18 protein-coding genes, 1 pseudogene and 1 riboswitch are annotated in these 26,301 nt (G+C 38.7%); of the genes and pseudogenes, 7 read left to right on the top strand and 12 right to left on the bottom strand.

Going from position 1 to position 26,301, the window contains the following annotated elements:
• Positions 1 to 106: 106 nt before the first annotated feature.
• Positions 107 to 1,162: a lactonase family protein gene (locus tag NSQ61_RS10375; protein WP_144596646.1), complete on the bottom strand. Its 1,056-nt coding sequence runs from the start codon at positions 1,160 to 1,162 to the stop codon at positions 107 to 109.
• Between the two features lie 171 nt (positions 1,163 to 1,333).
• On the opposite strand from NSQ61_RS10375, the gene NSQ61_RS10370 reads away from it, so the two are divergent.
• The 3 genes from NSQ61_RS10370 to NSQ61_RS10360 all read left to right on the top strand — a co-directional run bounded on the left by NSQ61_RS10370 (position 1,334) and on the right by NSQ61_RS10360 (position 9,611).
• Positions 1,334 to 6,769 carry a lamin tail domain-containing protein gene (locus NSQ61_RS10370; protein WP_340806908.1) on the top strand — a complete coding sequence of 1,812 codons (5,436 nt, stop codon included), beginning with the start codon at positions 1,334 to 1,336 and terminating at the stop codon, positions 6,767 to 6,769.
• Positions 6,770 to 7,471: 702 nt separating this feature from the next.
• Positions 7,472 to 8,269 carry an ATP-binding cassette domain-containing protein gene (locus NSQ61_RS10365; protein ID WP_066248413.1) on the top strand — a complete coding sequence of 266 codons (798 nt, stop codon included), beginning with the start codon at positions 7,472 to 7,474 and terminating at the stop codon, positions 8,267 to 8,269.
• Entirely contained in the window at positions 8,217 to 9,611 is a 1,395-nt protein-coding gene (locus NSQ61_RS10360; protein ID WP_339212287.1) for a hypothetical protein, read from the top strand. The genes NSQ61_RS10365 and NSQ61_RS10360 overlap by 53 nt, the downstream gene beginning before the upstream one ends.
• 908 nt (positions 9,612 to 10,519) lie before the next feature.
• Here NSQ61_RS10360 and NSQ61_RS10355 read toward each other — a convergent pair.
• Positions 10,520 to 11,389: an SDR family oxidoreductase gene (locus NSQ61_RS10355; RefSeq protein WP_066248403.1), complete on the bottom strand. Its 870-nt coding sequence runs from the start codon at positions 11,387 to 11,389 to the stop codon at positions 10,520 to 10,522.
• Between the two features lie 536 nt (positions 11,390 to 11,925).
• Here NSQ61_RS10355 and NSQ61_RS10350 point away from each other — a divergent pair.
• Positions 11,926 to 12,195, top strand: coding sequence for a GH36 C-terminal domain-containing protein (locus NSQ61_RS10350; RefSeq protein WP_340806905.1), 270 nt, complete (start codon positions 11,926 to 11,928; stop codon positions 12,193 to 12,195).
• 196 nt (positions 12,196 to 12,391) lie between these two features.
• Here the strand turns inward: NSQ61_RS10350 and NSQ61_RS10345 are convergent, their stop codons facing one another.
• Positions 12,392 to 14,062 (bottom strand): ABC transporter ATP-binding protein, encoded by a 1,671-nt coding sequence (locus NSQ61_RS10345; RefSeq protein ID WP_066248399.1) that lies wholly within the window; start codon positions 14,060 to 14,062, stop codon positions 12,392 to 12,394.
• 378 nt (positions 14,063 to 14,440) lie between these two features.
• The gene (locus NSQ61_RS10340; RefSeq protein WP_339199123.1) at positions 14,441 to 14,608 is read right to left on the bottom strand and encodes a hypothetical protein; all 168 of its coding nucleotides are present in this window, start codon (positions 14,606 to 14,608) and stop codon (positions 14,441 to 14,443) included.
• A 146-nt stretch (positions 14,609 to 14,754) separates the two neighbouring features.
• Between NSQ61_RS10340 and NSQ61_RS10335 the strand changes: the two are divergent.
• Together NSQ61_RS10335 and NSQ61_RS10330 are read left to right on the top strand one after the other, a co-directional pair.
• Positions 14,755 to 15,282 (top strand): annotated as a pseudogene (locus NSQ61_RS10335) (ATP-binding cassette domain-containing protein); the annotation flags it as partial.
• Positions 15,283 to 15,573: 291 nt separating this feature from the next.
• Positions 15,574 to 15,852, top strand: a complete 279-nt coding sequence (locus tag NSQ61_RS10330; protein ID WP_261308741.1) for a hypothetical protein — start codon at positions 15,574 to 15,576, stop codon at positions 15,850 to 15,852.
• Positions 15,853 to 16,086: 234 nt separating this feature from the next.
• On the opposite strand, the gene metH is transcribed toward NSQ61_RS10330, so the two are convergent.
• The 8 genes from metH to NSQ61_RS10290 all read right to left on the bottom strand — a co-directional run bounded on the left by metH (position 16,087) and on the right by NSQ61_RS10290 (position 25,400).
• Positions 16,087 to 19,509, bottom strand: coding sequence for a methionine synthase (gene metH / locus NSQ61_RS10325; protein WP_340806900.1), 3,423 nt, complete (start codon positions 19,507 to 19,509; stop codon positions 16,087 to 16,089).
• A complete protein-coding gene (locus NSQ61_RS10320; RefSeq protein WP_094245331.1) occupies positions 19,502 to 21,361 on the bottom strand; it encodes a bifunctional homocysteine S-methyltransferase/methylenetetrahydrofolate reductase in 1,860 nt (619 codons plus the stop codon). The genes metH and NSQ61_RS10320 overlap by 8 nt, the downstream gene beginning before the upstream one ends.
• A gap of 108 nt (positions 21,362 to 21,469) precedes the next feature.
• Positions 21,470 to 21,591, bottom strand: a riboswitch (SAM riboswitch).
• Positions 21,592 to 21,703: 112 nt separating this feature from the next.
• On the bottom strand, positions 21,704 to 22,195 hold the full coding sequence (locus NSQ61_RS10315) for a YajQ family cyclic di-GMP-binding protein (protein WP_063387028.1): 492 nt from the start codon (positions 22,193 to 22,195) through the stop codon (positions 21,704 to 21,706).
• Positions 22,196 to 22,339: 144 nt separating this feature from the next.
• The gene (locus NSQ61_RS10310) at positions 22,340 to 22,618 is read right to left on the bottom strand and encodes an HPr family phosphocarrier protein (protein WP_063387027.1); all 279 of its coding nucleotides are present in this window, start codon (positions 22,616 to 22,618) and stop codon (positions 22,340 to 22,342) included.
• Between the two features lie 342 nt (positions 22,619 to 22,960).
• A complete protein-coding gene (locus NSQ61_RS10305; protein ID WP_082829462.1) occupies positions 22,961 to 23,092 on the bottom strand; it encodes a DUF3941 domain-containing protein in 132 nt (43 codons plus the stop codon).
• Positions 23,093 to 23,123: 31 nt separating this feature from the next.
• Complete coding sequence (locus NSQ61_RS10300; RefSeq protein WP_063387026.1) at positions 23,124 to 24,002, bottom strand: DegV family protein; 879 nt, start codon at positions 24,000 to 24,002, stop codon at positions 23,124 to 23,126.
• 315 nt (positions 24,003 to 24,317) lie between these two features.
• Positions 24,318 to 24,458, bottom strand: coding sequence for a hypothetical protein (locus NSQ61_RS10295; protein ID WP_063387024.1), 141 nt, complete (start codon positions 24,456 to 24,458; stop codon positions 24,318 to 24,320).
• Positions 24,459 to 24,590: 132 nt separating this feature from the next.
• Entirely contained in the window at positions 24,591 to 25,400 is an 810-nt protein-coding gene (locus NSQ61_RS10290; RefSeq protein WP_066248385.1) for a Cof-type HAD-IIB family hydrolase, read from the bottom strand.
• A gap of 129 nt (positions 25,401 to 25,529) precedes the next feature.
• Between NSQ61_RS10290 and NSQ61_RS10285 the strand changes: the two genes are divergently transcribed.
• Complete coding sequence (locus tag NSQ61_RS10285; RefSeq protein WP_066248429.1) at positions 25,530 to 26,279, top strand: alpha/beta fold hydrolase; 750 nt, start codon at positions 25,530 to 25,532, stop codon at positions 26,277 to 26,279.
• Positions 26,280 to 26,301: the final 22 nt, after the last annotated feature.

Raw genomic sequence — 26,301 nt, 5'->3', positions numbered from 1 at the left:
ATGGAAGGTGCCATTTTTATAAAAATTTGAAAGGCTCGTCTTGTTTTAAAACAAACAGACGAGCCTTCTTTTCGTAAAGGTGAAAATAGATTGCAAAGACATTTTTTTAGCCTTGATGAAGAAATTTCACGCAAACCGGATCAGGCACGGAAATTTCTGATGGCAAGCGTGTCAATTTGCCGGTTTCAGGATCGCGTTCAAATAAGACGGCGTTGCTTGATTCTTGGTTTGTGGCGATCACAAATCTTTCTGTCGGATCGAGGACAAAGTCTCTAGGCCAATGGCCGCCGGTGCTTGTCCATTCAACAAATTCAAGCTTGCCCCCATCATTTTCTACCTTGAAAACAGCAATGCTGTCATGGCCGCGGTTAGCAGCATAAACGAACTTGCCGTCGGAAGAAATGTGAATGGCGCTGCCTTGGCTGTTTTCTGCGAAATCTTCCGGAATTGCTGGGATGTATTGCAGCTCTTGAAAGCTTCCTTCATCTGCATTATAAGAAAGAACGATCACTTCATTGCTTAATTCCGTCATCACGTAAGCGAATTTTCCGTTTGGATGAAAGACGATATGGCGAGGGCCGCTTCCAGGTTTAACAGAAAGGCTGCTCACCTTCTTTAAAACACCTTGATCACAAGAGTAGGTAATAATTTGGTCAATTCCTAAATCAACAGCTACAACATATTTTTCATCTGGTGTAAACCCCGAATAGTGAGCGTGCGGTTTTTCTTGCCTTTCAAGATTAGGGCCTGAACCTGTATGTTCTGCAACGCTTGCCGCTGGATTTGCGCTTTTGTCTTCATTCAGCAAGTAAGCCTCGATCGTTCCGCGATGGTAATTAGCGGTGACGACGAAATGGTTTGCTTTGTTGACGCTGACGTGGCACGGAGAAGGTCCTTCCGTCACTTGTCGGTTGATGCTTTGCAGATCGCCTGTTTGTTCGTCAATGGAAAAAACAGCAAGTCCCCCTGAATTTCCGTCTTTAACAACCGAATATAAATTTTGATTGTCTTTGGAAATCGCGACATATGTCGGATTGTCAAGCTCTGCTGCTACTTTAGCTTCACTAAGCTCTTTTTTCTCAGTGTCCAAAGTAAATTTGTAAATGCCTTTGCTTTCACCTTTCGTATATGTACCGATATAACCGATGAATGGATTTGCCACGAAACATGCTCCTTTCAAATATACTTTTCTAGAATTATATCATGGAAATTCTCCTATTTTTCTATTTTAAAATGAACGAAAATTAGACAAAAATTTACAAATAATTAAAATCAACTAAATATTTCGATATTACAATAATTGAGGTTAGAAAATTTTAGGGAGGAGTTTTATTTGAGAAAAAGAAAGAGACGCTCTATGCTGGCTGGAGCTTCCGCTGTTTTGCTTGTTCTTGTTTCCGTGTTAACACCGATACATACGTATGCAACAGCAACAGTTGCAGGAGACGCCGAGCAGCAGATGGAGGAACAAACGAAATCAACGGATAAACCAAATCAAGAACAACCGCTTCATCAAAATGACAGCGAGCCAAATGTTGAAGAAAACAACTCTCAGCAAAACGAAGTTCAACAGGACAAAAGTGATGAAAGACAGCCTGATGCAGCAAATGAAGAAGTGAAAGAACCTGCAAAAGGAGGGGATCATCCATCTTTTCCGGTTAATGAAAGTGAACAAAAGCAGCAAAAACCAGAACAGCAAGATACTGATACAGTTCCCGAAACTTCAAAACAAGAACCAGAAGCAAATTCACAATCTACCCCCCAACTTGAACAGCAAGCTGTTACACTGCCACTGGAAATCGTTCATCAGCCACCGGCAGTCATTCAAAAAGGCCGGCCGCTTAAAATTGATGCGGAAGGAAAAGACCTTGCAGAGTTGACATTGTTTTATCGTACAGCTCCGGGTATGCTTGTGAAAAGCATGAAAATGGAGAAAATAAATGATACAACCTTTACGGCAACTGTACCAGAAAGCGACTTATGGTCTTATACTTTTTCTTATTGGTTTGAAGGGAAAAATGAGACAGAAACAACAAGACTTCCAATAAATTCTTCTGAAACATTTTCAGTAGCTATTCAACAAGATGCGGAACCGGATTATCAAAAAGTTCCGAAAATCTTAATCACCGAACTGGCTCCAGACACGTCAAATGTCGGAAGTGCTGACGGATATGAATTTATTGAGCTTTACAACAATACCAACAAGCCGATTGAATTGCGAAATTATGAACTTCATTATCAATATCCGGGTACAGCAAAAGCCGATCAAGTTTTTCAATTTTCGGATAATCAAGTAATAGCTCCGCAAAAAACTTTCATTCTCTGGGTGAAAAATAGTTCTAATCAATCTTTAAGATTGGAAGATTTTAATCAATTTTACGGAACGAATTTGAAAGAAAGCGAAGTCCAAGCCTTGCCATTTGAAGGAATGGCTAACAGCGGCATCCGGGCATTAGCTGTTTATTCAAAGGATGGTTCATTAGTATCTGCAGCAGCATATAATGATGGAGCTGATGATGTTGAAAGAGATAAAGGAATCATTTATCAATTTACGGAAGAGACGAAAATGAAAAAAATTGGCTTAAGTGAAAAAGCTAATCCAGGTGCATTCATCGAAGGGCAAGTGCCGAAGACACCTGTCGCCATTGAAGAGCCTGATGACAAAGAAGCTCCTGTCATTACACATCAGCCAATAGCAGAATGGGAAAGCGAGGAGCCATTAATTGTAAAAGCTACAGTCACTGATAATAAAAAAGTCCGTTATGTCACATTATTTTATAAATTGACGGAAAATGGAGCATACAAATCCCTTCAAATGACTGAAAACGGAAATCAAAATGAATATAGGGCGGCGATTCCCAGTGCGGACATGTGGGGAAGCGAACTCCTATATTACATAGAGGCATCAGATGGAACAAACACGGTCAAAACAGAGGAACACCATGTTCAACTCAAAACTCCCAATATTGATTATCAAAAAGCCCCAAAACTTCTCATTACTGAAGTAGTTCCGGACAGCGCCAATATAAATGGGTTGGACGGTTATGAATTTATTGAAATTTATAATAATACTAATCAGACCATTGATTTTAAAGACTACAAAATCCGTTATCGATATCCGCAGGAAGATGCAGAATCCGATCTTATTTGGGGACCTCCTAATGAGGATCAATCACTGCAAATTCCTTCAGGTGGGACGCTTGTATTTTGGATCATCAATCAAGGGAATGCATCGTTGGCTGTTGAAGATTTTAATAAACATTATGGTGTTTCGTTAGAAGAGAACAAAAACATTGTGAAAATTTATAATAACGGGATGGCCAACAGTAGTGCGAGATCATTAGTAATTGCCACAAACAGCGGAAAAGAAATTTCCGTTGCTCATTATAATGATCAGGTAAATATTGATGATACTAAAGAGGACAAAGGGATTTTGTACAAATATCCTGCGGATGGAAGCAATATAATGAAAAAAATTAGTGCCGGCGTTGAAGCGGCTACACCCGGATCGGTAAAAGACGGACAAACTCCGAAAGTGAAAGTAACTGTTCCAGCCGATTCAATGGCGCCAACTATTGAAAATTTAACAAATACTGAAAAAGCTATGGAAACGGATAATATTTTCATCAAAGCGGAAGTAAAAGATAATATCGAAGTCAAAACCGTTTCTTTATACTACCGGACAAAAATACAAGAACCATTTAAAAAAGTGAATTTAGAAGAAAGCTATAATTCGAGATTATATGAATATACGATTTATTCGCCTGAATTAATTGGGAAAAATGTAGTAGAGTATTATTTTGTCGCTGGCGATGGAGTGAATATCAAGGAGTCTCCTAAGTTTACCGTTCAAATTGGAAATGCAAATAAGAAGCAGGGATTGCGGTTAAATGTAGAAAATGGACAAATTGTTTCAAAAGAAACCGTAGTGAAGGCAACAGGCGATCTTACACCTGAGGAGGTTTCCTTATATATTGATGGAGCAAAACAAACAAATACTTTCCGCACGATTGAATCAGACGTTTATTTTGCCTTTGATGTTCGTAAAACGAATCTTTATTTTCAAAACGGTGTGACGATAGGAAATGACATTTTGAGAATATTTGATGACACCATTAATCAATATACAACAATTACGGTTCCGATTTCGTCGGAAAGGCTGAAAATCGGTGAAGATTTATCAATTGCGATTAGGGCAGGCACAAAGGTCAGTCCATTTGATGAAACATCTGAAGAAAATCGAGATGATTTTTATGTAAAAAATGTGCGATTAGTTTTATCTGACGGCACAGCTCTATACAGCAGCGAGTATCAAGAACCCGAACAGGAGATTTCCGTCGGCGACAGTGCCGGATTAAGCCCGGTTGTCGAATTTACGTTCAATATTCCGGATGAAAAATTTACTTCCCTCGGTTACTTATGGAACAGCGAAAATGAAGAAGATGGCGAGCATGAAGTGAAAGCAGTTGACCAAAAGGGGAATGAAGTGAAATCGACAGTTATTGTCGATAACACAATGCCAATCATTAAACCAACTATTGAGGAAGGAAAAAAATATAAAGGACCTTTTGTTATTGATGCTGAAATTCAAGATAAATGGAGTAAAATTAGATCGATCACTGCCAAATTAGATGATCAATATATCGATCTTCCATTTGCAGCTTCGTCAGCACAGCTTCAATCAGGCAAACATCAACTTGTCATTACAGCTATTGATGAGGCAGGCAATGAAGGCAAAAGCGAAGTCACTTTCTATACAGTGGACGAACATCCGCTCTTACCTGATTTTTCCGAAACAGATGAGGATGCTTTAAGTGCTAAATTGTCCGTAAGGGTGGCGGATCCGACAATGGACGATCTTGATGTATCTTTCTTTCAAGCTTTTCAGTATAAAGCATCAGATGAAGAACATGTAGATATTTTGCAAAATGCATCTGATACAGAACCGCCTGCTGGATTTCAAGTTGAAGGCGAAAAAGTTCTTTCGAAAGATGAACGCAGGAAGTTGGAAAACGCAGATGGCGAGGCGCTTGCAACAACATCAACTGAGCAGTTTCCGTATCATCGCTTCAACGTTACCGTTGATCAAAAAGTTGATGAAAATGATGAAATAGAACTTATTTGGAACGGTTCTTCATTGCCGGGACGAAAAGTGACGATGTATGCCTGGAACAATATGGAAAATAAATGGAAGGAAGTTGCTTCACAAACTGCCGGTGAAGAAAGATTTCAATTGAAAGGGAGCGTAATTGCGAAAGACTATGTGAAAAACCAAAAGGTGAGCGTGATCGTTCAAGACCAAATCGCGCAAACTATAGATTATGATTATACGTTTGTATGGATGAGCGATACGCAATATTATTCGGAAAGCTATCCACACATTTATCAAAAGCAAGTCGAATGGATTCGAGATCAAAAAGATAATCTCAATATTCAGTATGTATTTCATACAGGTGATCTAGTCGATGAAGCAGATGATCACAATCAATGGGCAGTGGCCGATCAAGCTATGAAAGTGCTAGATGATGCAGGAATCAGATATGGAGTTCTAGCCGGCAATCATGATGTTGGCCATAAAGACGGAAGCTATGACAATTATTATCAATATTTCGGCGAGAATCGGTTTGCAGGTCGTGACTATTATGGAGGTTCTTATAAAAATAACCGCGGTCATTATGATTTAATTTCGGCGAACGGTAATGATTATATTATGGTGTATATGGGCTGGGGCGTTTCGGATGAAGATTTGGACTGGGTGAATTCGGTGCTTGAAAAGTATCCCGATCGGAAAGCAATTTTAGCATTCCATGAATATTTACTAGTCAGCGGAAACCGCAGCCCGATTGGAAATCAAATTTTTGAAAAAGTTGTTAAACCAAATAAAAATGTGATGGCGGTATTATGCGGACATTATCATGACAGCGAGACATTAGTCGATGAGATTGATGATAACGGAGATGGAGCGCCTGACCGAAAAGTATATCAAATACTTGCTGATTATCAAGGCGGTCCTGAGGGCGGCCAGGGCTATATCCGTTTGCTGCATTTCAATACAGATACGAATCAAATTTATGTAAAAACATATTCGCCTTATTTAGACGACTACAACTTTTACGATCCGGAACAGTATCCAGGAAAAGATGAATTTATCATTGAAACCGATTTACAACCGCAAGAGAAAAAAGTAGCAACAGATTCTTTTGTTGTCAACGTCTATACCGACAGCTTGATCGGCAAAGTCGAAAACGTTCCGAGTGGCGAAGTGGCCTCTGTCATGTGGCATGATTTAGAGCCAAACCAAGTGTATTATTGGTACACGGAAGCGGAAGATCAATTTGGCGGTAAAACGCGCTCATCGATTTGGTCTTTCCAAACGAAAGAAGGTGAAATTGTTCCAAATCCGGCTGATCCGGGAGAAGGCGGAAATGATCCGGAAAAAGACAACAGGGATAAAGGTGGTCAAGGCGATAAAACACCTTCCGAAAGCGGCGGCCAAGAAAAAGATCAAGATCATTCGGGTAACGAAGATCATCCTGAAAACGAAAATCATAATGGAAACAACGGTAGCGGATCAGGCGGCACAAATAATCCTTCTGGTACGGATGGAACTACGGATGAAACGAAATTTGAACAGGTGAGTGAGAATCAAGCTTCGGCATCACTTCCGGATACAGCAACGTACGTGTATCGCTGGCTGCTGATAGGCATGCTGCTGATAGCAATGGGAATGATGCTGAAGATTCGTCAGCGCAAAGCTATTTACAAATAAAATAGGCAAACGGGGCTGTCTAATAAGTCGATTTTCCGGCTTATAGACGCCCCTTTAATGTTTTAGTAACGCTGATATATCAATGTTTATGATGTTTCGTTTTCAATGGATTTTGACTTTCTGGACAGCCCGTTTCTTGGTGCGCCCGACATGGGTGTAATCTCTAGGGTGAAAGTCCCGAGCTGTGAAGGCAGAAGCAGCAGTTAGCATAACGCAAGGGGTGTCCGTGGTGATACGGATTCTGATGGAAGCGGGCGGCAAACTTTGGGTCTCTTGCCTGAATAGTCAGCCGTCCTATGATTTTTTCCATTAAAAAATGACCATTTGAAAACTTCTTCTATATCTATTATGAAAAAACAATTTCTATAAAGTTTGTAAATGATCGGAAATTAAAATTGACAAAAAGAAAAAAGTATTGATAAAATTACCAATGAATTGGAAAATTTCATATAATATTCAAAAAAATGAAAGTGAAGTTTAGAGTTTACAAAGAAAATAGATTTTTCCATTATTCATCGGGATAAGCAGTGGTTTTAGCACAAGTATCTTTATACAAAATAAAAGAACTATTTTCAGTTATTGTTGATCGCTGGACAGTTCATTTACGTGAAGAAAAAAGGATAGAAAACATGATCCCGTTTTCTTTCTTTCGATCTATCATAATTGAATGTTTCCAATCAACTGCAAAGCGGGGAATATAGAATGCTGTCATTATATATTCAACACAAGAGACACGGTGATGAATTTGAGCTGAAAAATATAGAAGTGACCATCATGCCTTCTCAAATCACATTATTATTAGGTCATAATGGGGCGGGGAAAACAACCATTATTAAATCACTCTTTGGATTAATGGATTATGTCGGTACTTTATCCGTAAATAACAAAAAGATTGATTTGAATGTTTCTGAAGATGTGGATTATTTGAAGAAAAATGTTTCCTATATTTCAGATGAGATTGCTCTTTTCGATTATTTGACGCCGAAAGAATACTTCTCTTTAATCGAAAACTCATTTAAACATCAGGTAGACCATCAGTTATTAGAAAAGCTTATAAAAATTTTTGAACTTGAAAGGTATCTGCATATACCGATAAGCAATTTATCTCATGGCAATAAGAAAAAAACACAAATTGTTTCACAGCTTTTTAAAGGAAGTGAATTTGTCATCTTTGACGAGCCGACGAACGGGCTGGATCCCGATATGGTCATTATCTTGCGGAAAACTCTTCATTTTTTAAAAACAAAAGGCATCGGGATTTTATTGTCCACCCATCACCTTAGTTTTGGGGAAGAATTGTACGACAAGGTTATTTTGCTTCGAAACGGAAAAGTAAAATTAAATTGTACGCGGGATCAAGTATTTGAGCAGTTTGGCAGAATGTCTTTGGAAGAAATATATGAAGAGGCAAACAAGGATTATTACTTGAAAGCAGAGGAGATTTTAAATGCCCCCGATGTTCGAGATAATAGCGAGGATCGAGATTCCGAAACAGGTTAAAAAAGCAAAAAATATCTTTTTGAACTACCCGACTCATTTATTGGCAGTTGTTTTAGGAGCGATTCTCCTTTATGTCGTATATGCCTTAATTTTATTTCAATATTTGGATTTCATTCCATTGAATAAGACAGACGCTTTTGATTCAATTTTGGTGTTCAGCATCTTATTGGCGTGTTTCCTTATGATATTTTCCAGAGAAAAGTTAAAAAGAAAGGAGTATGCCTTTTTCTTTTTAAACACTTCTATTAATGCGGGTCAATTTGTTGCGGGAAGCTATTTTTTGTTATATGTCTTTTTTAACATCTTCATTTTTTTCGCATTTTTGCCTTTGCTCATTTCTTTTTATATAAAACATATTCAAATACATATCTTTCATATTTTTCTAGTTCTTCTTTTGTTGTTTATTATTTTTTGGTTCATCCTGTTTATTTGGATTTTATCCTCTTTGATTGTCGGAAAATGGCTGGGCAGACATAAAGATGGACTTTATTTCAAATCATTATTATTTATGTCCATCATATGGGGGCTGCATTTTGTTTCTAAACATATGGCGGAGCGTATAGGAAATTTCGGCTTTCTGTTTTGGATCGGTTGTTTGGCCGCTCTTTTAATATTATGGATAGGGATAAAAAATTTATCGGGAAGGTATTTATTTGGTTTATTTCAGCAAAGCCATACAGGTAATTATCCTAAAAAAATAAAAAGCAAGGAATTTAAGCTTAATCATTACGTTATTCATTTTGTATTGGAAGCAATCTATTATTTTCGAAATCGAATTTTTGCGGAAATGGCTCTTATGTTCTCGATTCTCTATGCTCTCACCATAGGGGTTTATATTTTCTCGGATGCAATGACCTTTGCCATTGTATATTCATTTATTATGAATTTAGGTTTAAAAGAACTTATGATTGTTTTGCCTTTATGTATTGGGATGCATTTTAGGCAATATAATCTTTCCATATTTATGATCAATGCACCGGCTTCCGTCTATTTTTTTCCGAGAATATTCATGGCAATAGCAGTAAATTTTATGATTTATTTTTTATTTGTAGTTTTAAATTGTTTTATATTAAATCAAGATTTTCTTCCGCAATTAACCGGAATTTTTTCTATTTTTTTCGTTACAATGCTCTCAACCTTTGCCGGATTTATAGCGAGAATTCATGACGGGAATAAGGCTGTAGCGTTAATTATAATCCTTGTCATTGTGGCAATCATTGATTCTTTTTTACATTATTTCATTTCGCAAAGTTATTATATTGATTTTATATATGTTGCAGGCGGGATTTTTCTATACTTGATTTCTCAAAATATTTTTTTAAGAAGGCCTGTTTTCAAATGATAAAAGTGCTATTAGCAGTCTGGCCTCCAATTTTTCATGAGACGGGATATATCGCAATGAATTATAAAGAGGGGATGAAAAATATTGGACTTCGGCAAATAATCAATTTGAAGTATTTTTATGTAATATATTTCAATTCTGAAATAAATTTGTGCATTTGCTCCAATGGCAGTGTCGATAGTGTGAATAAATATGACTGACAGCTTTTTTGTGAAGATGTTATTTTTAACATCGTTATGTAATTTGCTCTTTTTGTCCTCAAATGGCCTGATGAAAAAAATTGTAAAAGCAATAGAAGAAATGAGGAAGATGTTATGACAACTTTCTTTAGAGCGCTTATGGGCGGAATCAGTTTAGTTTTTCTGTACGCTTTAATAGTTCTAATAACTCCTTTTATTATTCGGTTATCCGGCATCACCCACATTGAATCAAGTCCGAAGATTCTGAACCTTCCCTTATATGTCATCAAAATAGAGGGAAGTAAATTTGTAGCGGAAGCGACCTGGTTAGGCTTAATTCTTTCACTTGTAGCAGGCACGGCTTTTTATTACTTGGTTCATTTCTTTACAAGAAACAGATCCCGTTAATTCATTGAAGGAGCCGCTGAAGAGAGGGGCTTGTAAAAAATTTTGCTTATTTTTCACGACATACCGTCAAGCAAAATATTGAATGCCACGAAATTTTCTTCTTTACTTTGGATTTGAAAGCGATTGATGCAGTCTGTAGAATTTTCCAGAAATTAATAATCCAGTGGAATTCATTTATCAGCATCTGACAGGAGCGAACATGTATCGATGACTTTTGTTTAGCGTATTGATCTGGCCATGTGGATATTGCTCTCAGATATGCCAGAGCTATTTACAAATAGAAAAGCCCCAAAGTATTGGATTTTGGGGCCTTTTTGCAGATTAACCATTTACGATCGTGCCGCCGTTTACGTGGAGAATTTGCCCTGTCATATAAGTAGAATCGTCACTTGCTAAATATACATAAGCAGGCGCAACTTCCATCGGCTGTCCGGGCCGCTTCATCGCTGTGTTGGAGCCAAAAGAAGCTACTTTTGTACGATCAAAAGTAGAAGGGATGAGCGGTGTCCAAATGGGTCCTGGCGCTACACCGTTGACTCGAATGCCTTTAGGGGCCAATGATAAAGCAAGAGAACGGGTAAATGACGCAATGGCGCCTTTTGTTGCCGAATAATCAATGAGCTGTTCATTTCCATGATAGGCTGTAACAGATGTCGTATTTATGATCGTGCTGCCTGTCTTCATATGGGGAAGAACAGCCTTTGTCATGAAAAAGAACGAAAAAATATTGGTCCGAAACGTTCGTTCAAGCTGTTCTGCTGTAATAAATTCAATTCCTTGCTGCGGATGCTGCTCGGCTGCGTTGTTTACTAAAATATCCACTTTTCCAAATTGATCTTTTGCTCCCTTCACCGCTTGCTGGCAAAATGCTTCGTCGCCGAGATCGCCGGCTATTAAATGACATTTGCGCCCGAGCTGTTCAACATACCCTTTTGTTTCCTTTGCATCTTCATGCTCATTTAAGTAAATGATGGCCACATCGGCACCTTCTTTGGCAAACAGCACCGCAACCGCCCTCCCGATGCCGCTGTCGCCGCCGGTAATGACCGCTGTCTTTCCTGCAAGCTTTCCGCTGCCTTGATAAGAAGGATCATCAAAGATTGGTCTTGGATTCATAAACGATTCAATCCCCGGCTGCACATTTTGCTGTTGAGGCGGAAGTGTATTTGGCTGATTTTGCTGCTGAACCATAAAAACCTCCTCCTAAAACAAGTAAGTATACAGTTAGTATGGGAAGTGGACGGGAATAATAAACAAAAATTGATTAACAGTATATTTTAGAAAAGAATGATTTTTCAAAAAACTATTGATACTACAATCTGTTTTATGGTTATATTTAGGTGAAGTAACAGTATTTGGTTATAAAATAAAATGGAGAATATTTGATATGACATTTGGAAAAAGCGAACCGTTAATAACAGAATGGCTTTTGGGTGATGAAATGTTAATAATAAAGTGGCTTAAATGGAAATTAATGATAAGATGGAGAAATAAAATCGGAGAATATAAAACTGATTCCTGATAAATATTTAGAAGGAAAGACATTATTTTGATTGAGTATCTTAAAAGATAAACTTATTTTTTCGATGAATCTCATCATTTTAAATATTCTTTTTCAACTAATATCGCGAGATTATATCGAATAAAGATCATCGCAAATGGATTCAAAAAGGAACATTTTACCGCTTAATAAGCCCATTTGACGGGACGGAAATGTGACGGCATGTATGGTTGTTTCAAAAGATCAAAAAGAAGCGCTTGTAGGTTACTACCAAGTGCTGGCAAAACCAAATCACGGATATTCACGCATTCTGTTAAAAGGGTTAAATGGCGATTTTGAATATGAAATAAAAGGAGTCGAAAACACATTTTTTGGCGATGAACTGATGAACGTCGGCATTCAGCTGACGAACAATATCTTTGATGCCCACTTCGGGGTGAATGAATCGGGCGATTTTTCTTCAAAACTCTTTAAGCTCAAAGCAAAAGAATGGTAGAAACCGGGGCGCCTGCCTCGGTTTTTTCATTCGAGCCTCAAATACTTCCCCTTACACCCAGAAGGAGTGATGGATTTTTCCCGCAGGCTGGGGCATGGATCGGGGAGGAGTCAAATTGCCCAAAGTGCACAAAATCCGGGCAATTTGCAAAATGCGAACGGTATTTACGGATTTTAGGTTGAAGTCATGAGTTTTGCTAATTGGCAGCGATTGTTGCTTCGCCTTGTGGATGATCATGTAAGTGAATGATTTTGTTGCATACTGTGTCAAAATCATTGCTATGGTCTATAATGATAAAAATGGATTTTGATGAGCCGCTTTCAATTAATTTCTTTATCTTTTCTTTACCGCTAAAATCCATATGAGAAATTGCTTCATCAAACATAATGATGTTTGCCCCTTTTAAAAGGGCTCTGGCAATAGCAATTCTTTGAATTTGGCCTCCTGATAAATTTTTTCCGTTTTCCCCAACTAATGTATTTTCTTTATCAGGCAATTTTTCTATAATATCATCTAAACCAGTCGTTCTCAGCACTTCCATATAAGTATTCGAATCAACGTTTTCTACACCATATTTAATATTGTTTTCAATTGTATCGTTAAATAAATATATTTTTTGCGATACGATGCCAATGTTTTTCCGAAGTGATTTTTTATCTATGTCATCAATCGGTATTCCATTTATAAGAACTTGTCCTTTTCCTTTTTGCACATTATATAATCCCATTAATATTCTAAGTATTGTTGTTTTGCCGGTTCCATTTTTCCCCTTTATTAAAAGCTTATCAGCAGGGGCTAGCGAAAAACTTACATTATTCAAGATATATGGCTGGTCTTCTTTATACCTAAAAGATACACCTTTAAACTCAATGCTCTTAATATCATTTATTTTGACTTTATTCTGTTCCTCGTCTTCTCCTATTTGTTCAATAAATATATGGAGCCTTTTTAAACTTACTAATGCCGGCTGGATCGTTAGAACAGTAGCCGATATATTTTGAATTGGCGAATACAGTCTGGGAAGGTAGTTCATAAATACCATATACCCGCCTATTGTCATACTATTTATTATGACATCTTTTCCACCCATAACGATTAATAAAACAGAGGACAGTGAACCAACCAAAACAATTAATTCCATACCAATTGAATAAAAGATTGATTGTTTAATATTGGCATCCACTAGATCTTTAGCTGCTGAATTGATTTTTTCTGTTTCCTTATCCTCTACCGAGAGATTTTTGACTTCTTCGATACCCTGTACTGACTGCTGTATTTTGTTGTTTAAAACGGCACTTTTTTCAGCTGTTTCAGTAGATATATGAAATATTGAAGACAAGAATTTGTTTGAAATGATGTAATATGCCGGCATTAGCAGACATAAAATGAATGTTAATTTGAAATTGATTGCTGCCAGAATAATAAGGGTAGCAAACAGTTCAAAAAAACTTAGCAAAATTTTAAATGTGTTGGCAGAAAACAATCCCCCTATATTATTTACCTCATTTAATCTTGATGTAATATATCCGCTGGGGTAAAAATTGAAAAACTCCATAGGCAGTTTCAGCAGTCTTGTTGATATATTTTGCCGAAGCTTCAACACTATATTCTGGCTTACTTTTGTAAAAACTACATTGGAAAAATAGTTGAGCATACTCTTAATTACATATATTAATGCAAGTATTGCACTGAATAAAAGAACATAGTGATAATCTTTTTTTGCTATTCCAAAATCAAAAATATTCTTAATGATTAATCCTGGAAGTACAGTGATTGCAGAAAGAACAACTAATAAAAGAAAAGCTATAGACAAGCTCTTTTTAAATTCTTTTAAATAGCTAAACAATAATTTTACGCTGTTGTTCATATATATCGCCCCGGTTTAGTTAGTAGAGGTAACCGTTGATTTTTCTATTTTATTGCAATAGACCATTCCATCAATCCTTTTGGATTTAAAATAATCTAGCGCACGGCAATCAAAGCAAAATAAATTTCTCTCACAATTTGAACAATGTTGAATTTTCATTCCATACGTTTATTTGAAAAAATCTTTGAATAAAAATAATGATCAGAGTAAATACAATATTTGCATCTGAAATTGCAAGCATCGGTAACAATTAAGCATAGATGCGATATTCCCTCTGTCAGTAATTTTTCTTTAATAAATTGTTCAGTGATTTTAGGCAATTGAAAATCTGATTGAAAGAGGTTATATTTTACAATTTTATGAAGCAATTCATTTAGATTATTTTTTTTTGAAGTCTTCTTCATGAATGGTGTCACCTATCTTAATTCCCGACAAAAAGTTTTTTTCTGATTTATTTGCTGGAATAACTATTCTCGTACTGTTGTCATAGCAATAATTACCTTTTTTGGTATCAAATAATAATGGTTCAGTTAAAAATTTAATCATTTCACTTCTTCCTTTCTATTTTAACGTTAACCCTGTTGCAACCATCTTAGGGGAAGAAATTGAAGAGGCTTCTCTACCAAAAATTATAAATGATGAACTCCATTAATTTACAGAAAAATTTTACATATTTTTGAATTTTTCCAACTATATGGGAGGCTATTAAAAAGGTCAATCTGACAGGGCATGAAAACAAGAAAATGATGGAATGATCCGGCGGAATGAGAAAATGGGTGGGAATCGCACAGCTGTTAATGAGAAAGCCGTCGATCTTAATTTTTGATGAACCGACAGCGGGATTGGACATTGAAGAGCGGATTCGCTTCCGCAATTTGCTAATAAACCTTGGTTTGGAGCATACCGTCATCATTTCGTCGCATATTGTCGAAGATATTGAGTTTTTATGGACAAAGATCGGTGTTTTAAAAAGCGGAAACGTCCTATTCGAAGGAACGCCAGCCGAGCTGAAAGCCCATGCGGAAAGATATGTATGGGAATATCGTGTCTCGCCGAATGAATTGGATACCATCATGGCGGAAAATGAAGTGATTCAGCTTCTCGAAGAGGGAGACGGCGTGAATGTACGGGTGTTTGCGAAAAAAGAGGAAGAAGGGGCGAAACAAGTCGCACCAAGACTAATTGATCGATATTTAGCCGTTGTTAGGGGTGTGAACTAAAATGAGAGATTATTTAGAAAGCATTTATGCACCTTTGTATTTGACCGAAAGACGATGGGGCTCACTTTTTTTGTCCCTGCTGTGATGTTTAGCTTATCTCTGTTGCTTATTCTGTTTGTTCCAAGAGAGGAAGATGATATTCACAGTAATATCATTATTATTCAAGGTGTTTTTATACCGTTTACTTGCTGGTGCCTTATGTATCGGCTGAGTGAAATGTATGAAGAAGGGGCGCATGAAACGTTAGTTCCATATTACTAAAAACGGTTTGGGATGGATTTCTTCCAGTACTTGATTGTCAATATTATCGGGGTTTTTCATTTATGTACCGCTTTTGTGATGAAATACGGGATGACTTCGTTATCTGGTCTTAACGTGATTCATTTTATGATTTTAGTATTATTCTATATGCTTTTTGGCACATCACTTATCGTGCTGATTAAAAACATTGAGATTTCTCTAACGATTATCATGATTTACACGGTTTTAGAAGTGCTTACGTTAGGAGAATTTATCCATGGCCGCACATCTTTCTATTCGATCCGCCTGTTTGGGATCCATTTTTATTGAGAAAATGGTTATTTTTGTCGATAACCGTTATCGTGCTAATGTTTATAACAGTTGTTTTCATTCAGCGGGCGGATAGGAAGCCGCAATAGGCTATTTTAATACAATTTATTCAAGCTTATGGTTAGGAAAAGCTTTGAGGCGATTTAATAAAAAATGGATAACGAAGTGCTAAACGAGCACTTCGTTATCCATATGCATCCGAAAATAGCTTGCCCTTAACGGCGAGACGAAATATTAAAGGACATTAAAATATCGAGCTTCAGGGTGTGAGACGACGAAGGCAGAGACGGATGCTTCCGGTTCCATCATAAAGCCTTCCGTCAGCTGGATGCCGATTTTTTCAGGCTTTAACAGCTTAAACAGCTTCGCTTGATCTTCTAAGTCTGGACAAGCCGGATAGCCAAATGAATAGCGCTGACCTTGGTATTTTGCTGCAAACCGTTCCTGCATTGTGAAGTCAAGCGGATCCGGGAAGCCCCATCGGTCGCGGATCAGCTGGTGCGTCCGCTCTGCAAGACCTTCTGCCAGCTCCAGCGCCAATGCTTGAATCGCATGGCTCCGGAAAAATTCACCGCTTTCTTTAAACTGCATGGCGATGCTGCGAATGTCTTTTCCAGCAGTTACGGCAAACAGGGCGATATAATCATGCGGTGTTTCATCTGACCGTTCGCTTACATAGTCGGCAATGCATAAAAACGGCGGCTTTTCCTGCCGAGGGAATGTAAACGTCTCAATGATTTTATCTTTTGCAGCCGGATCTAAAATGTGAATGGAGTTTCCTTCGCGATAGGCCGGGAAAAATTGATAAATAGCAGATGGACGGAACCAGCCATATTCTTTCCCTAAACGCAGCAATTCATCTATTTCATTTTTTAGTTCTACCGCTTTTTCCTGTTTTTCCAGAAGCATCTGTTTGACATTGCCTTTTAATCCGAGATGGTGTCCTAAAAGCATTTGCATGTTCACATACGGGACGACTTGGGCAATATCAATGTTTTGAATAATGTGTGGATTGCAGTCAGCTGGATGATATACGGTCGGTTTGGACACAGATGATTTTTTTTCAATGATCATAACAGGTTTGCTGCTTTTCTGTCTATTCTGTTTTTCCTCAACTGCGACCGTTCTTTTCTCAAGGAAAGCATCCGGGTTTTCTCTCAGCTTATTGGCAAGCGACAGCCCGTCCATTGCATCTTTCGCATATAACACAGGACCGTCATATTCCGGTGAAATTTTTTGATCGGTAAATTTGCGTGATAATGCAGCACCGCCGACTAAAATCGGAATCGAAATGTTGGCTGTTTTTAAGTCTTGTGCTGTTAACACCATTTGCTGGGCTGATTTGACGAGCAGTCCGGAAAGACCGATAATATCAGGCTTTTCATTATTGACCGCTTCAATCAGCTGCTGCGGCGCAACTTTAATGCCTAAATCAACGACGCGGTAGCCGTTGTTGGAAAGAATAATGTCAACTAAATTTTTGCCGATGTCATGGACGTCGCCCTTGACTGTAGCTAAAATGACTTTTCCTTTGCCGCTGTCATCTTTTTTTTCCATATACGGTTCTAAAAAGGCGACAGATGCTTTCATCACTTCCGCACTTTGAAGCACTTCAGCAACAATCAGCTGATTGTCGTTAAACAGTTCGCCGACAATTTCCATTCCTTTCATTAACGGCCCGTTGATGATATCGAGAGGATCATCATATTTTTCTAGTGCCAGTTGTAAGTCTTCGATTAATCCTTGCTTTGTTCCTTCCACAACGTATTGTGCGAGCCGTTCCTCCAAGGTTAATTCCGTTTTCGGCTTTTTTTCCTCTTTCTTTTTGTCGCGGTAAAAGTTCGTAAATTGTGCGAGCGTCTGATCATTTGTTTCAAATAATAAGTTTTCTGCCAACTTCCGCTCTTCCTCAGGGATCGAAGCGTACCGCTCTAATTTTTCCGTATTGACGATCGCATAATCGAGCCCTGCCTGTGTGCAATGGTATAAAAAAACGGCGTTTAATATTTCTCTGCCGACCGGCGGAAGCCCGAAAGAAACATTGCTGATCCCGAGAATAGTTAAACAGCCGGGAAGATGTTCTTTAATTAAACGGATCCCTTCGATCGTTTCTTGGGCAGATCCGATATATTGCTCATCACCTGTGCCGACAGGGAAGACGAGTGGGTCAAAAATAATGTCGCTTGGACTTATACCGTGTTGATTGACTAAAATGTCATAAGACCGCTTGGCAATCTCCAGCTTTCGCTCCGCAGTCAGAGCCATTCCGTCTTCATCGATTGTTCCGACGACAACAGCTGCACCGAATTGTTTCACAAGCGGGAGAACTTCTTCAAACCGTTCTAAGCCGTCCTCTAAATTGATCGAGTTGATGATCGCTTTCCCTTGTGAGTATTCGAGCGCTTTTCTGATGACATTGGCGTCGGTTGAGTCAATGACAAGCGGCGCTTTTACTTTTTTTACAACCTCGCGGATGAAGTTTTCCATATCTTCAAGCTCGTTTCGGTCCGGATCTGCGAGACAGACATCGATGACGTGGGCGCCGTTTTTCACTTGAGCGCGGGCGATTTCCGCTGCTTCTTCAAATTTTCCTTCCGCAATGAGACGCTTGAATTTACGCGAACCGATGACGTTTGTGCGTTCACCGACAAACAGCGGGCGCATTGATTCATCATAGCGAAGGGGCTCGATGCCTGATACCGTATGTTGATTTTGCTTTTTGACGATTTTTCGCGGTTTTAAGCCTTCCATTGCCTCCCTTATTGCGCGAATATGTTCGGGAGTTGTTCCGCAGCAGCCGCCGACCATATTAAGCCAGCCTCTTTCTGCAAACCCTCTGATTTTTTTTGCTAAAGATTCCGGTGATTCATGGTAGCGACCTTCTTCATCAGGCAGTCCGGCATTCGGATAACAGCTGACAGCGGTATTGGCGATTTCAGACAATGTGCGGATGTGATCGGTCATGAATTCAGGACCTGTCGCACAGTTTAAGCCGACGGCAATTGGATTCATATGTTCAGCTGAAATGTAAAACGCTTCAATATCTTGACCGGCAAGAGTTGTTCCCATCGGTTCTATCGTTCCGGACAGAATGATCGGCACTTCTTTCTTGAGCTTTTGAAAAGCTCGTTGAATTCCTAAGTAACCCGCTTTTACATTGAGCATATCTTGGCTTGTCTCAAGGAGAAGTACATCAACGCCCCCCACTAACAGTCCTTCCGCTTGAACTTGATAAGCTTCTGCCAATTGTTGGAATGTGACGCCGCCTGTAACGGAGAGCGTTTTAGTCGTTGGCCCCATTGATCCTGCCACAAAACGAGGCCAATCCGGTGTTGAATATTTTTCTGCAGCGCGCTTTGCAATCTCCGCTGCTTTTTTATTTATTTCAAAAGCAAGGTGCCCCAAGTTATATTCCTCGAGGACGATGCTTGTACCGCCAAACGTATTTGTCTCGATAATATCAGCGCCTGCTTCAAGGTACGCTTCATGAATACGGACAATCGTTTCAGGGGAAGTGATGTTTAAATATTCGTTGCATCCTTCATATTCTTCACCGCCAAAATCTTTCGCAGATAATTCTGCAGCTTGAATCATTGTTCCCATGGCTCCGTCTAGTATTAAAATTTTTTTCTCCAGCTGTTCCTTTATGTTATACATGGGAAATCTTCCTTTCTCGTTTTGCCTTTTCTTTTTCATGAATGTATTCCGTCAGCTCGACTGTCATCTCATAATGCAAAAACGGAGTGATTAAGTAAATGCCGTTAAACAGGTCAAATGCTGCGTCAATAAGCGATTTTGCAATGGCAAGTCCTTCTCGTTTCCCCTTTTCTTTATCATTGCCTGCTTTTTGCATCTGTTCGCGAATCGAATCGGACAATTTAATGCCTGGCACTTCGTTATGAATAAATTCAGCATTGCGGCTGCTTATTAACGGCATAATCCCGAGATATATCGGAACATTCAGATGTTTTGTTGCTTCATATACTTCTTCGATCAGCTTCTCCGAGTAGAGCGGCTGCGTAATAAAATAATCGGCTCCGCAGCTGATTTTTTTCTCAAGTCTCTGAACTGCGCGATCAAGATGTCTTACGTTCGGATTGAAGGCGGCGGCTACAGTAAAGTTTGTTTTTTGACCAAGTGATTTTCCGGAGTATGACAAACCTTCATTAAATTGCTTAATTAAGCTGATTAAATCAAACGATGATAAATCATAGACAGAGGTTGCACCCGGAAAATCACCGATTTTGGACGGGTCGCCGGTGACCGCTAAAATATCGTGCAGGCCAAGCGTATGCAGCCCCATTAAATGGGATTGAATGCCGATTAAATTTCTGTCACGACATGTTAAATGAACGAGCGGGCGAAGCTGGAAACGGCTTTTCACAATATTTGCGCAAGCAACATTGCTGATTCTTGGTGTAGCAAGGGAATTATCCGCAAGCGTAATTGCATCAATCCCCGCTTTTTTCAACGCTTTTGCTCCTGTTAAAAATTTTTCCAAGCCGAGCGTTTTCGGCGGGTCCAATTCTACAATCACTGAGCGTCTGTTTTTTGCAATATCTGGGAGAGGAGTTTCTTGACTTTCTTTCATAGGTAAAACATGAATTGGAACATTTCGTTCTTTTACTTCTTTCTCTGTGACAGGAGGGAGGTTTGATACAGCTTCAGCCATTGCCCGAATATGTTTCGGCGCGGTTCCGCAGCATCCGCCGAGAAGCCGGACACCTTGTTTTCGGAATTGAAGAGCCGCTTCATAAAAATAGTGTTCATCTGATTCATAAACTAATCTTCCGTTTTCATACCTTGGCAGGCTGCCGTTTGGAAAAGCGGATAAAAAGGCATGTTCAAACAGCGGCACTTCTTCCAGAGATTGCAGCATATGATAAGGGCCTAAACGGCAATTGAGGCCGACAATATCTGCACCAAGTTCTTCAAGCATTTTCAAACCGTCTGCCAATCTTGTTCCATTTTGAAAGACGCCTTGTTCGTGCAAAGAAACATTTGTGATAATGGGCAAATCCGTTTCTTTTCTAGCTATTTGCAAAACGGTTTTCAGTTCTTCCAAGTCGTAATAGGTTTCTAAAATAATGCCATCTACGTTTTCGGATAAAAGGACATGAAGCTGCTCACGAAAATTTTCGGCAATGTCAGATAGCGTGAAGGCGCTTTTTTGAAACGAACGGATGCCGCCGATTGTTCCGATGACATACCCTTTGTTTTCCGCTTTTTGTAACGCCCTCTTTGCAAGTTCAACCCCTTTTTGGTTGATGATCTTTATATCATCTTCCAGCCCATATCTGGCAAGCTTTATGCGATTGGCGCCGTATGTATTTGTTTGAATAACAGTTGCGCCTGCGTCTAAATAGGCTGAATGAATCCGTTCTATTTCTTCCGGTTTTGAAACGTTTAGCTCATCAAAGCATCTGTCTATTCCGAATGAGTATAGTAGAGTCCCCATTGCTCCGTCGGCAATTAATATATGATTCTGTAAATCTTGTAAAAGCCCCATAAAAAGTCCTCCAATCAAATGAAATAGGCGCCTGCAAGGAGGCGAACACCTATATAAAAAAGAAAAGCCTTCTAAGAAGAAGACTTTTTCTTGAACATTTTCCCCTTCTTCTTATCTTCCGAGCGCAAATTTACGCATCGCTGGATTTAGCACCTTGGTACCCAAAGTTTTTGGGTAATCCGGTTGCTGAAGGTTCATCGGGCCAGTCCCTCCGCTTCTCTTGATAAGAACGCTTTACCGTATGAAATTTTAAAACAACGGATTAATCCTAATTTAACGAATTTTATCAAAATAATCAATATAAAATTTCAATTTTGTGAACAGGGCAAAGCCAGGGCAAAGCTAGCGAAAATTAATAAATTGTACGTCGATCGGCAAGTCGGCGCTTTTCACAGCTGCAATCACTTTTTGCAAATCGTCCTTGCTTTTGCCGCTTACCCGGACTTGGTCGTCTTGAATTTGGCTTTTTACTTTTAGCCCGGTATTTTTGATCAGCGCATTGATCTTTTTCCCGTTTTCTTTGTCAATTCCGTTGACAAGTTTGGCTCTTTGTCTGACAGTGCCTCCTGAAGCCTTTTCGATTTTCCCGTACTGAATATTCTTGGTTGCGACACCGCGTTTAATCATTTTGCTTACTAATACATCTTTTAGTTGATTCAGCTTATATTCATCGTCAGAGATTAGCACAAGCTCATCTTTTTCTAGGGATATATCGCTTTTAGATCCTTTGAAATCATATCTGTTTACAATTTCTTTTTTCGCCATTTGAATGGAATTGTTCACTTCGGCAATATCCACTTTTGAGACGATGTCAAATGAATTCTCCTTAGCCAACTTTTTACCTCCAATAACGTTATTTACATTCATTATAGTGAATGTCGTTCAGTTGAACAACTCTTTTAGGGGTTCCTCGCAAATTAAATGAAAAAACCGTTACTTAAAGCAACGGCAAGGAAATTAATATCTGCTTAAATGCAATTAAGCTAAAGATGTCGCTTTAGAACATTTAGGGGAAAGAAAGTCTTGTAAGTTTTTTACTGCTTCGAGCGAATCTTCTCCTTCAGCGCTGATGACTACATGACCTTCTAAAAAGGCGGAAAAACCGAGCATGCTTAAAACGCTTTTCGCATTTAATTGGAGCTTTTTTGTTTGGAATAAAATGTAGCTGTTAAATTTAATCGCTTCATGGACAAGGGAAATGACATATTCCGGCTCCATCTCTTTTGTAAGATACACGGAAATTTCATGTTTCTTCATTGTGCCACCTCTTGTATACTTATTTTACAATATCTTACATTAATAAAGGATAGATTCCCACATGTTTGTCATTTCCTCTTACATATAAAAAAATGACCTCCGCTTTCGAATATGGAAACGTTTTGGATTTCTCTGTTTTTTAATGAAATGAATGGCCTAATCAAATTGAAAGTTATTGCCCCGCCCATGTTTTATTAGACAAAAATGAAAACAAAAGCTAGAGAAAAGATGCATACTGTAAGATAAGAAAGCGTCTTTTTCGTTCAGAACGTCCGGATAGAAGAGGTGGAAGACTCGCCTTTAGAGATATCTCAAAAAAAGAAAAAGCCCGACAGGCGGGCATTATAAATGATCCGTTTTCTTTGAGTATTGCCGTTTTCCAAGCTCTCGATTTTTTTCCTTCAATAGATTTTTTTCGTGTCGTTTTGCATTGTTGTCTACAGCTTTTTTATCATTATCGCTTGTTTTGGACATTCAGGAAGCTCCTTTCAATACTGTTATATACTTATGATTTCCATGAAGCTTCTTGAATATGTTTATTTAGAAAAAATACAGCAAGGGTGCCGGGGCCAGAGTGTGCACCAATGACAGCACCGATCGTATGGATGATAATTTCTTTTGGATGAAACGTTTCTTCAATTAATTGTTTTAATTCGAGAGCTGCTTCTTCATCATCACCATGGCTGATGGCGATTGTCTGTTCACTCAATCCGTCTCCACGCTCTTCCATCAGCTCAAGAATTCTCCGGTAAAGCTTCTTTTTCCCGCGGATTTTTTCCAGCGGGATCAGCTTTCCTTCTTCGACATGCAAAAGCGGCTTGATATTAAGCAGTCCGCCAACAAACGCAGATGTTTTGCTGATTCTCCCGCCGCGAGCCAAATATTCCAGGCGATCAACTGTAAAAATGTGCTCCATATGACTGCAATACTCTTTTACTGCATTTGCCATTTGTTCTAAATCAAGTCCTTGTTTTGCTAATTGAATGGTGTAGCGGACAGCAAGTCCATACCCAAGTGAAGCACATTTCGAATCGATAATTTGCAGTTTCCAATTCGGATATTTTTCAAGCAGTTGCTGCTGAACCATAACGGCAGTTTGATATGTACCGGACAATTCGGAAGAAAAGGCAATATACAGTGCCGGCTGATTGTCTTTCGCCAGCTTTTCAAATTGATTGGTGATTGTTTCCGGTGATGCTTGTGATGTTTTAGCAACGTTTCCAGCTCTCATATAGTCGTAAACTTCTTTTGGTTTAATTGTCAACTGATCCTCATAGTCCTTCTCGCCAAGGTGGACACGAAGAGGGATGAAAGAAACGCCTTGATCGTTTAAAAAAGAGACAGGCAGATCACAAGCACTATCAGCGATAATGTGAATATTCATTAATCACACCTACTTTTTTTCATTTACATATAGTCTATCTTGATCACAAATAGAAAACAATACAATTTGTGCAAACTGAAAATTTAAAAAAGAAGGACAAAAAAAGAAAAAATGGACGAAACAAGAGGAGCTCGTTTCGTCCATTTCATATTTATTCCTTGTTCAAAATGTGCCGTACAATCGGCATTCTGGATGGTGTTATGCCTGCTCGATTTTTTCTCGATGCAGATGCTGTACAAAGATTGGTCTGTTCAAATTCGATCTGTTCATTATAAAAACAGCCCTTAAAAGGATTCGAAAATGAACGGAAGGGCATTATCCTTCGAAGCTTGCTTCGTTATTGACTCTTGCTTCTGATTCGGCAAACGTCATACGGTATGGAAACTTTTCATCATGTTTTTTGACAGCACCTTTTCCTTGCTCAATGAATCGTTTCGATTTATTCCGTTTGCCCAAGTTGGAATCCCCCTTTTGATCATTGACGAAATGAGTTCGTCAATTATAGGGTATCCCTTTTTAAACATCTAAATCCTTGTCAATTGTTGTGAGGTGTAAAAAGATAATCGAACTTTTGGACTTTTGCAAAGATTAAAGGGACAGCAATTCCTTTAAAAATTTTGCAACTCCGTCTTCTTCATTTGTCAGCGTAATTTCATCAGCAATCTCTTTGAGCGGCTCAATTCCGTTTCCCATTGCAACGCCTAATCCCGCATATTCGATCATTTCCAAATCATTGTCTTCGTCGCCAAAAGCGATAATTTGCTCTCGAGGGATATTGTAAAATTCGGCGATTTTTTGCAATCCGACTGCTTTATTAATGCCTGCTCGGATAATTTCAATAACATGCCACGGGTGAGCCCAGCTTCTGTGGTCTACAACTTCCGCATGAACTTCATTTAAATAATGGCGAATCCGCTTGACATTTTCTTCGTCTGAATGGATTAACATGCTTGTGACATCGCGATTTAAAACAGCTTTTAAGTTGCCGATTTCAATTTTCGGATTTCCTATACTGAAAATATCCAACCATTGTTCATTATGGTAATGAAAATAAACATGATCAAGCACTTCTGCTAAAATGTTGTGGACTTGATGCTGTTCGGCGATTTCTACAATTTCTTTTACAACAGATACATCAAGGGTTGTATGATGAAATCCCCAGGATTCATCCAGCGGATGATGGACAAAGGCCCCGTTAAAATTGACAATCGGGGTTTTTAAATTTAATTCTTCGTAATACATTTTGCTCGAGCGGAACGGCCTTCCTGTTGAAATGCATATGATATGCCCTTCTTCTTGTGCTTTTTGCAAAACATTTTTTGTAAAAGGAGAAATCGTTTTGTCATCTTTCAGCAATGTGCCGTCTAAATCCAATGCAATTAAATGTTTTTTGGCCATAATCTCTCCTCATTTTTTGTTTTTATTTAGTGTATCTTTTTTCCATCTTTTTTGTCCACATGTTAAACTAATTTTAGCAAAAAAATAATGAAAGGAGCATCCTAATTGAAGGTCATTGTTGAGCATACGATGGCGGACAATATCCCTGTACTGCATGTATGCAAAGAAGATTTTATAAAAGATGAGCTGCCGCTTGTTGTGTTTATCCATGGATTTACGAGCGCAAAAGAGCATAATTTGCACATTGCCTATCTTTTGGCGGAAAAAGGTTTGCGAGTAGTATTGCCTGATGCGAAATTTCACGGAGAGAGGGATGAGAATCTTTCAGAGGCTGACTTAAATTTAAATTTTTGGAATATTGTTATCAGTTCTGTTAAAGAGCTCGAAAAAATAAAAAATTATTTTTTTGAAAAAGAATTGATTGACGGGAAAAATATAGGGGTAGCGGGAACTTCCATGGGCGGTGTTGCTACACTTGGAGCGCTCACCCAATATCCGTGGATCAAAGCTGCTGTCAGTTTAATGGGCAGCCCAAATTATCAGGAATTTTTCAAATATCTTGTGGACTCCTATCAAAAAGCAGGCTATACCTTTCCGTTGTCTGAAGAAGAAATTCAGCAGCAATTCGATGCGTTGTATGAGTATGATTTATCCGTACATAAAGAAGCGTTATGCAACCGCCCCCTTTTGTTTTGGCACGGGATGAAGGACCAAGTTGTACCGTTCGCTCCTACTTATCAATTTTATGAAGAGATAAAGCCGTTGTATGCTGACAATCCGGAACATTTGGCATTTATTGCGGAAAAGGATGCAGGGCATAAGGTGTCTCGAAAAGGGGTGCTAGAAACGGTTGAATGGTTTGTACGGCATTTGAGGTAGAAAATTTTTAATGTGGCATTAA

The organism is Aeribacillus sp. FSL K6-1121, assembly GCF_038003725.1.
GTDB lineage: Bacteria > Bacillota > Bacilli > Bacillales > Aeribacillaceae > Aeribacillus > Aeribacillus composti.
The sequence above is the reverse complement of the archived record's forward strand: the minus strand, read 5'-3'. Positions and strand labels throughout refer to the sequence as shown.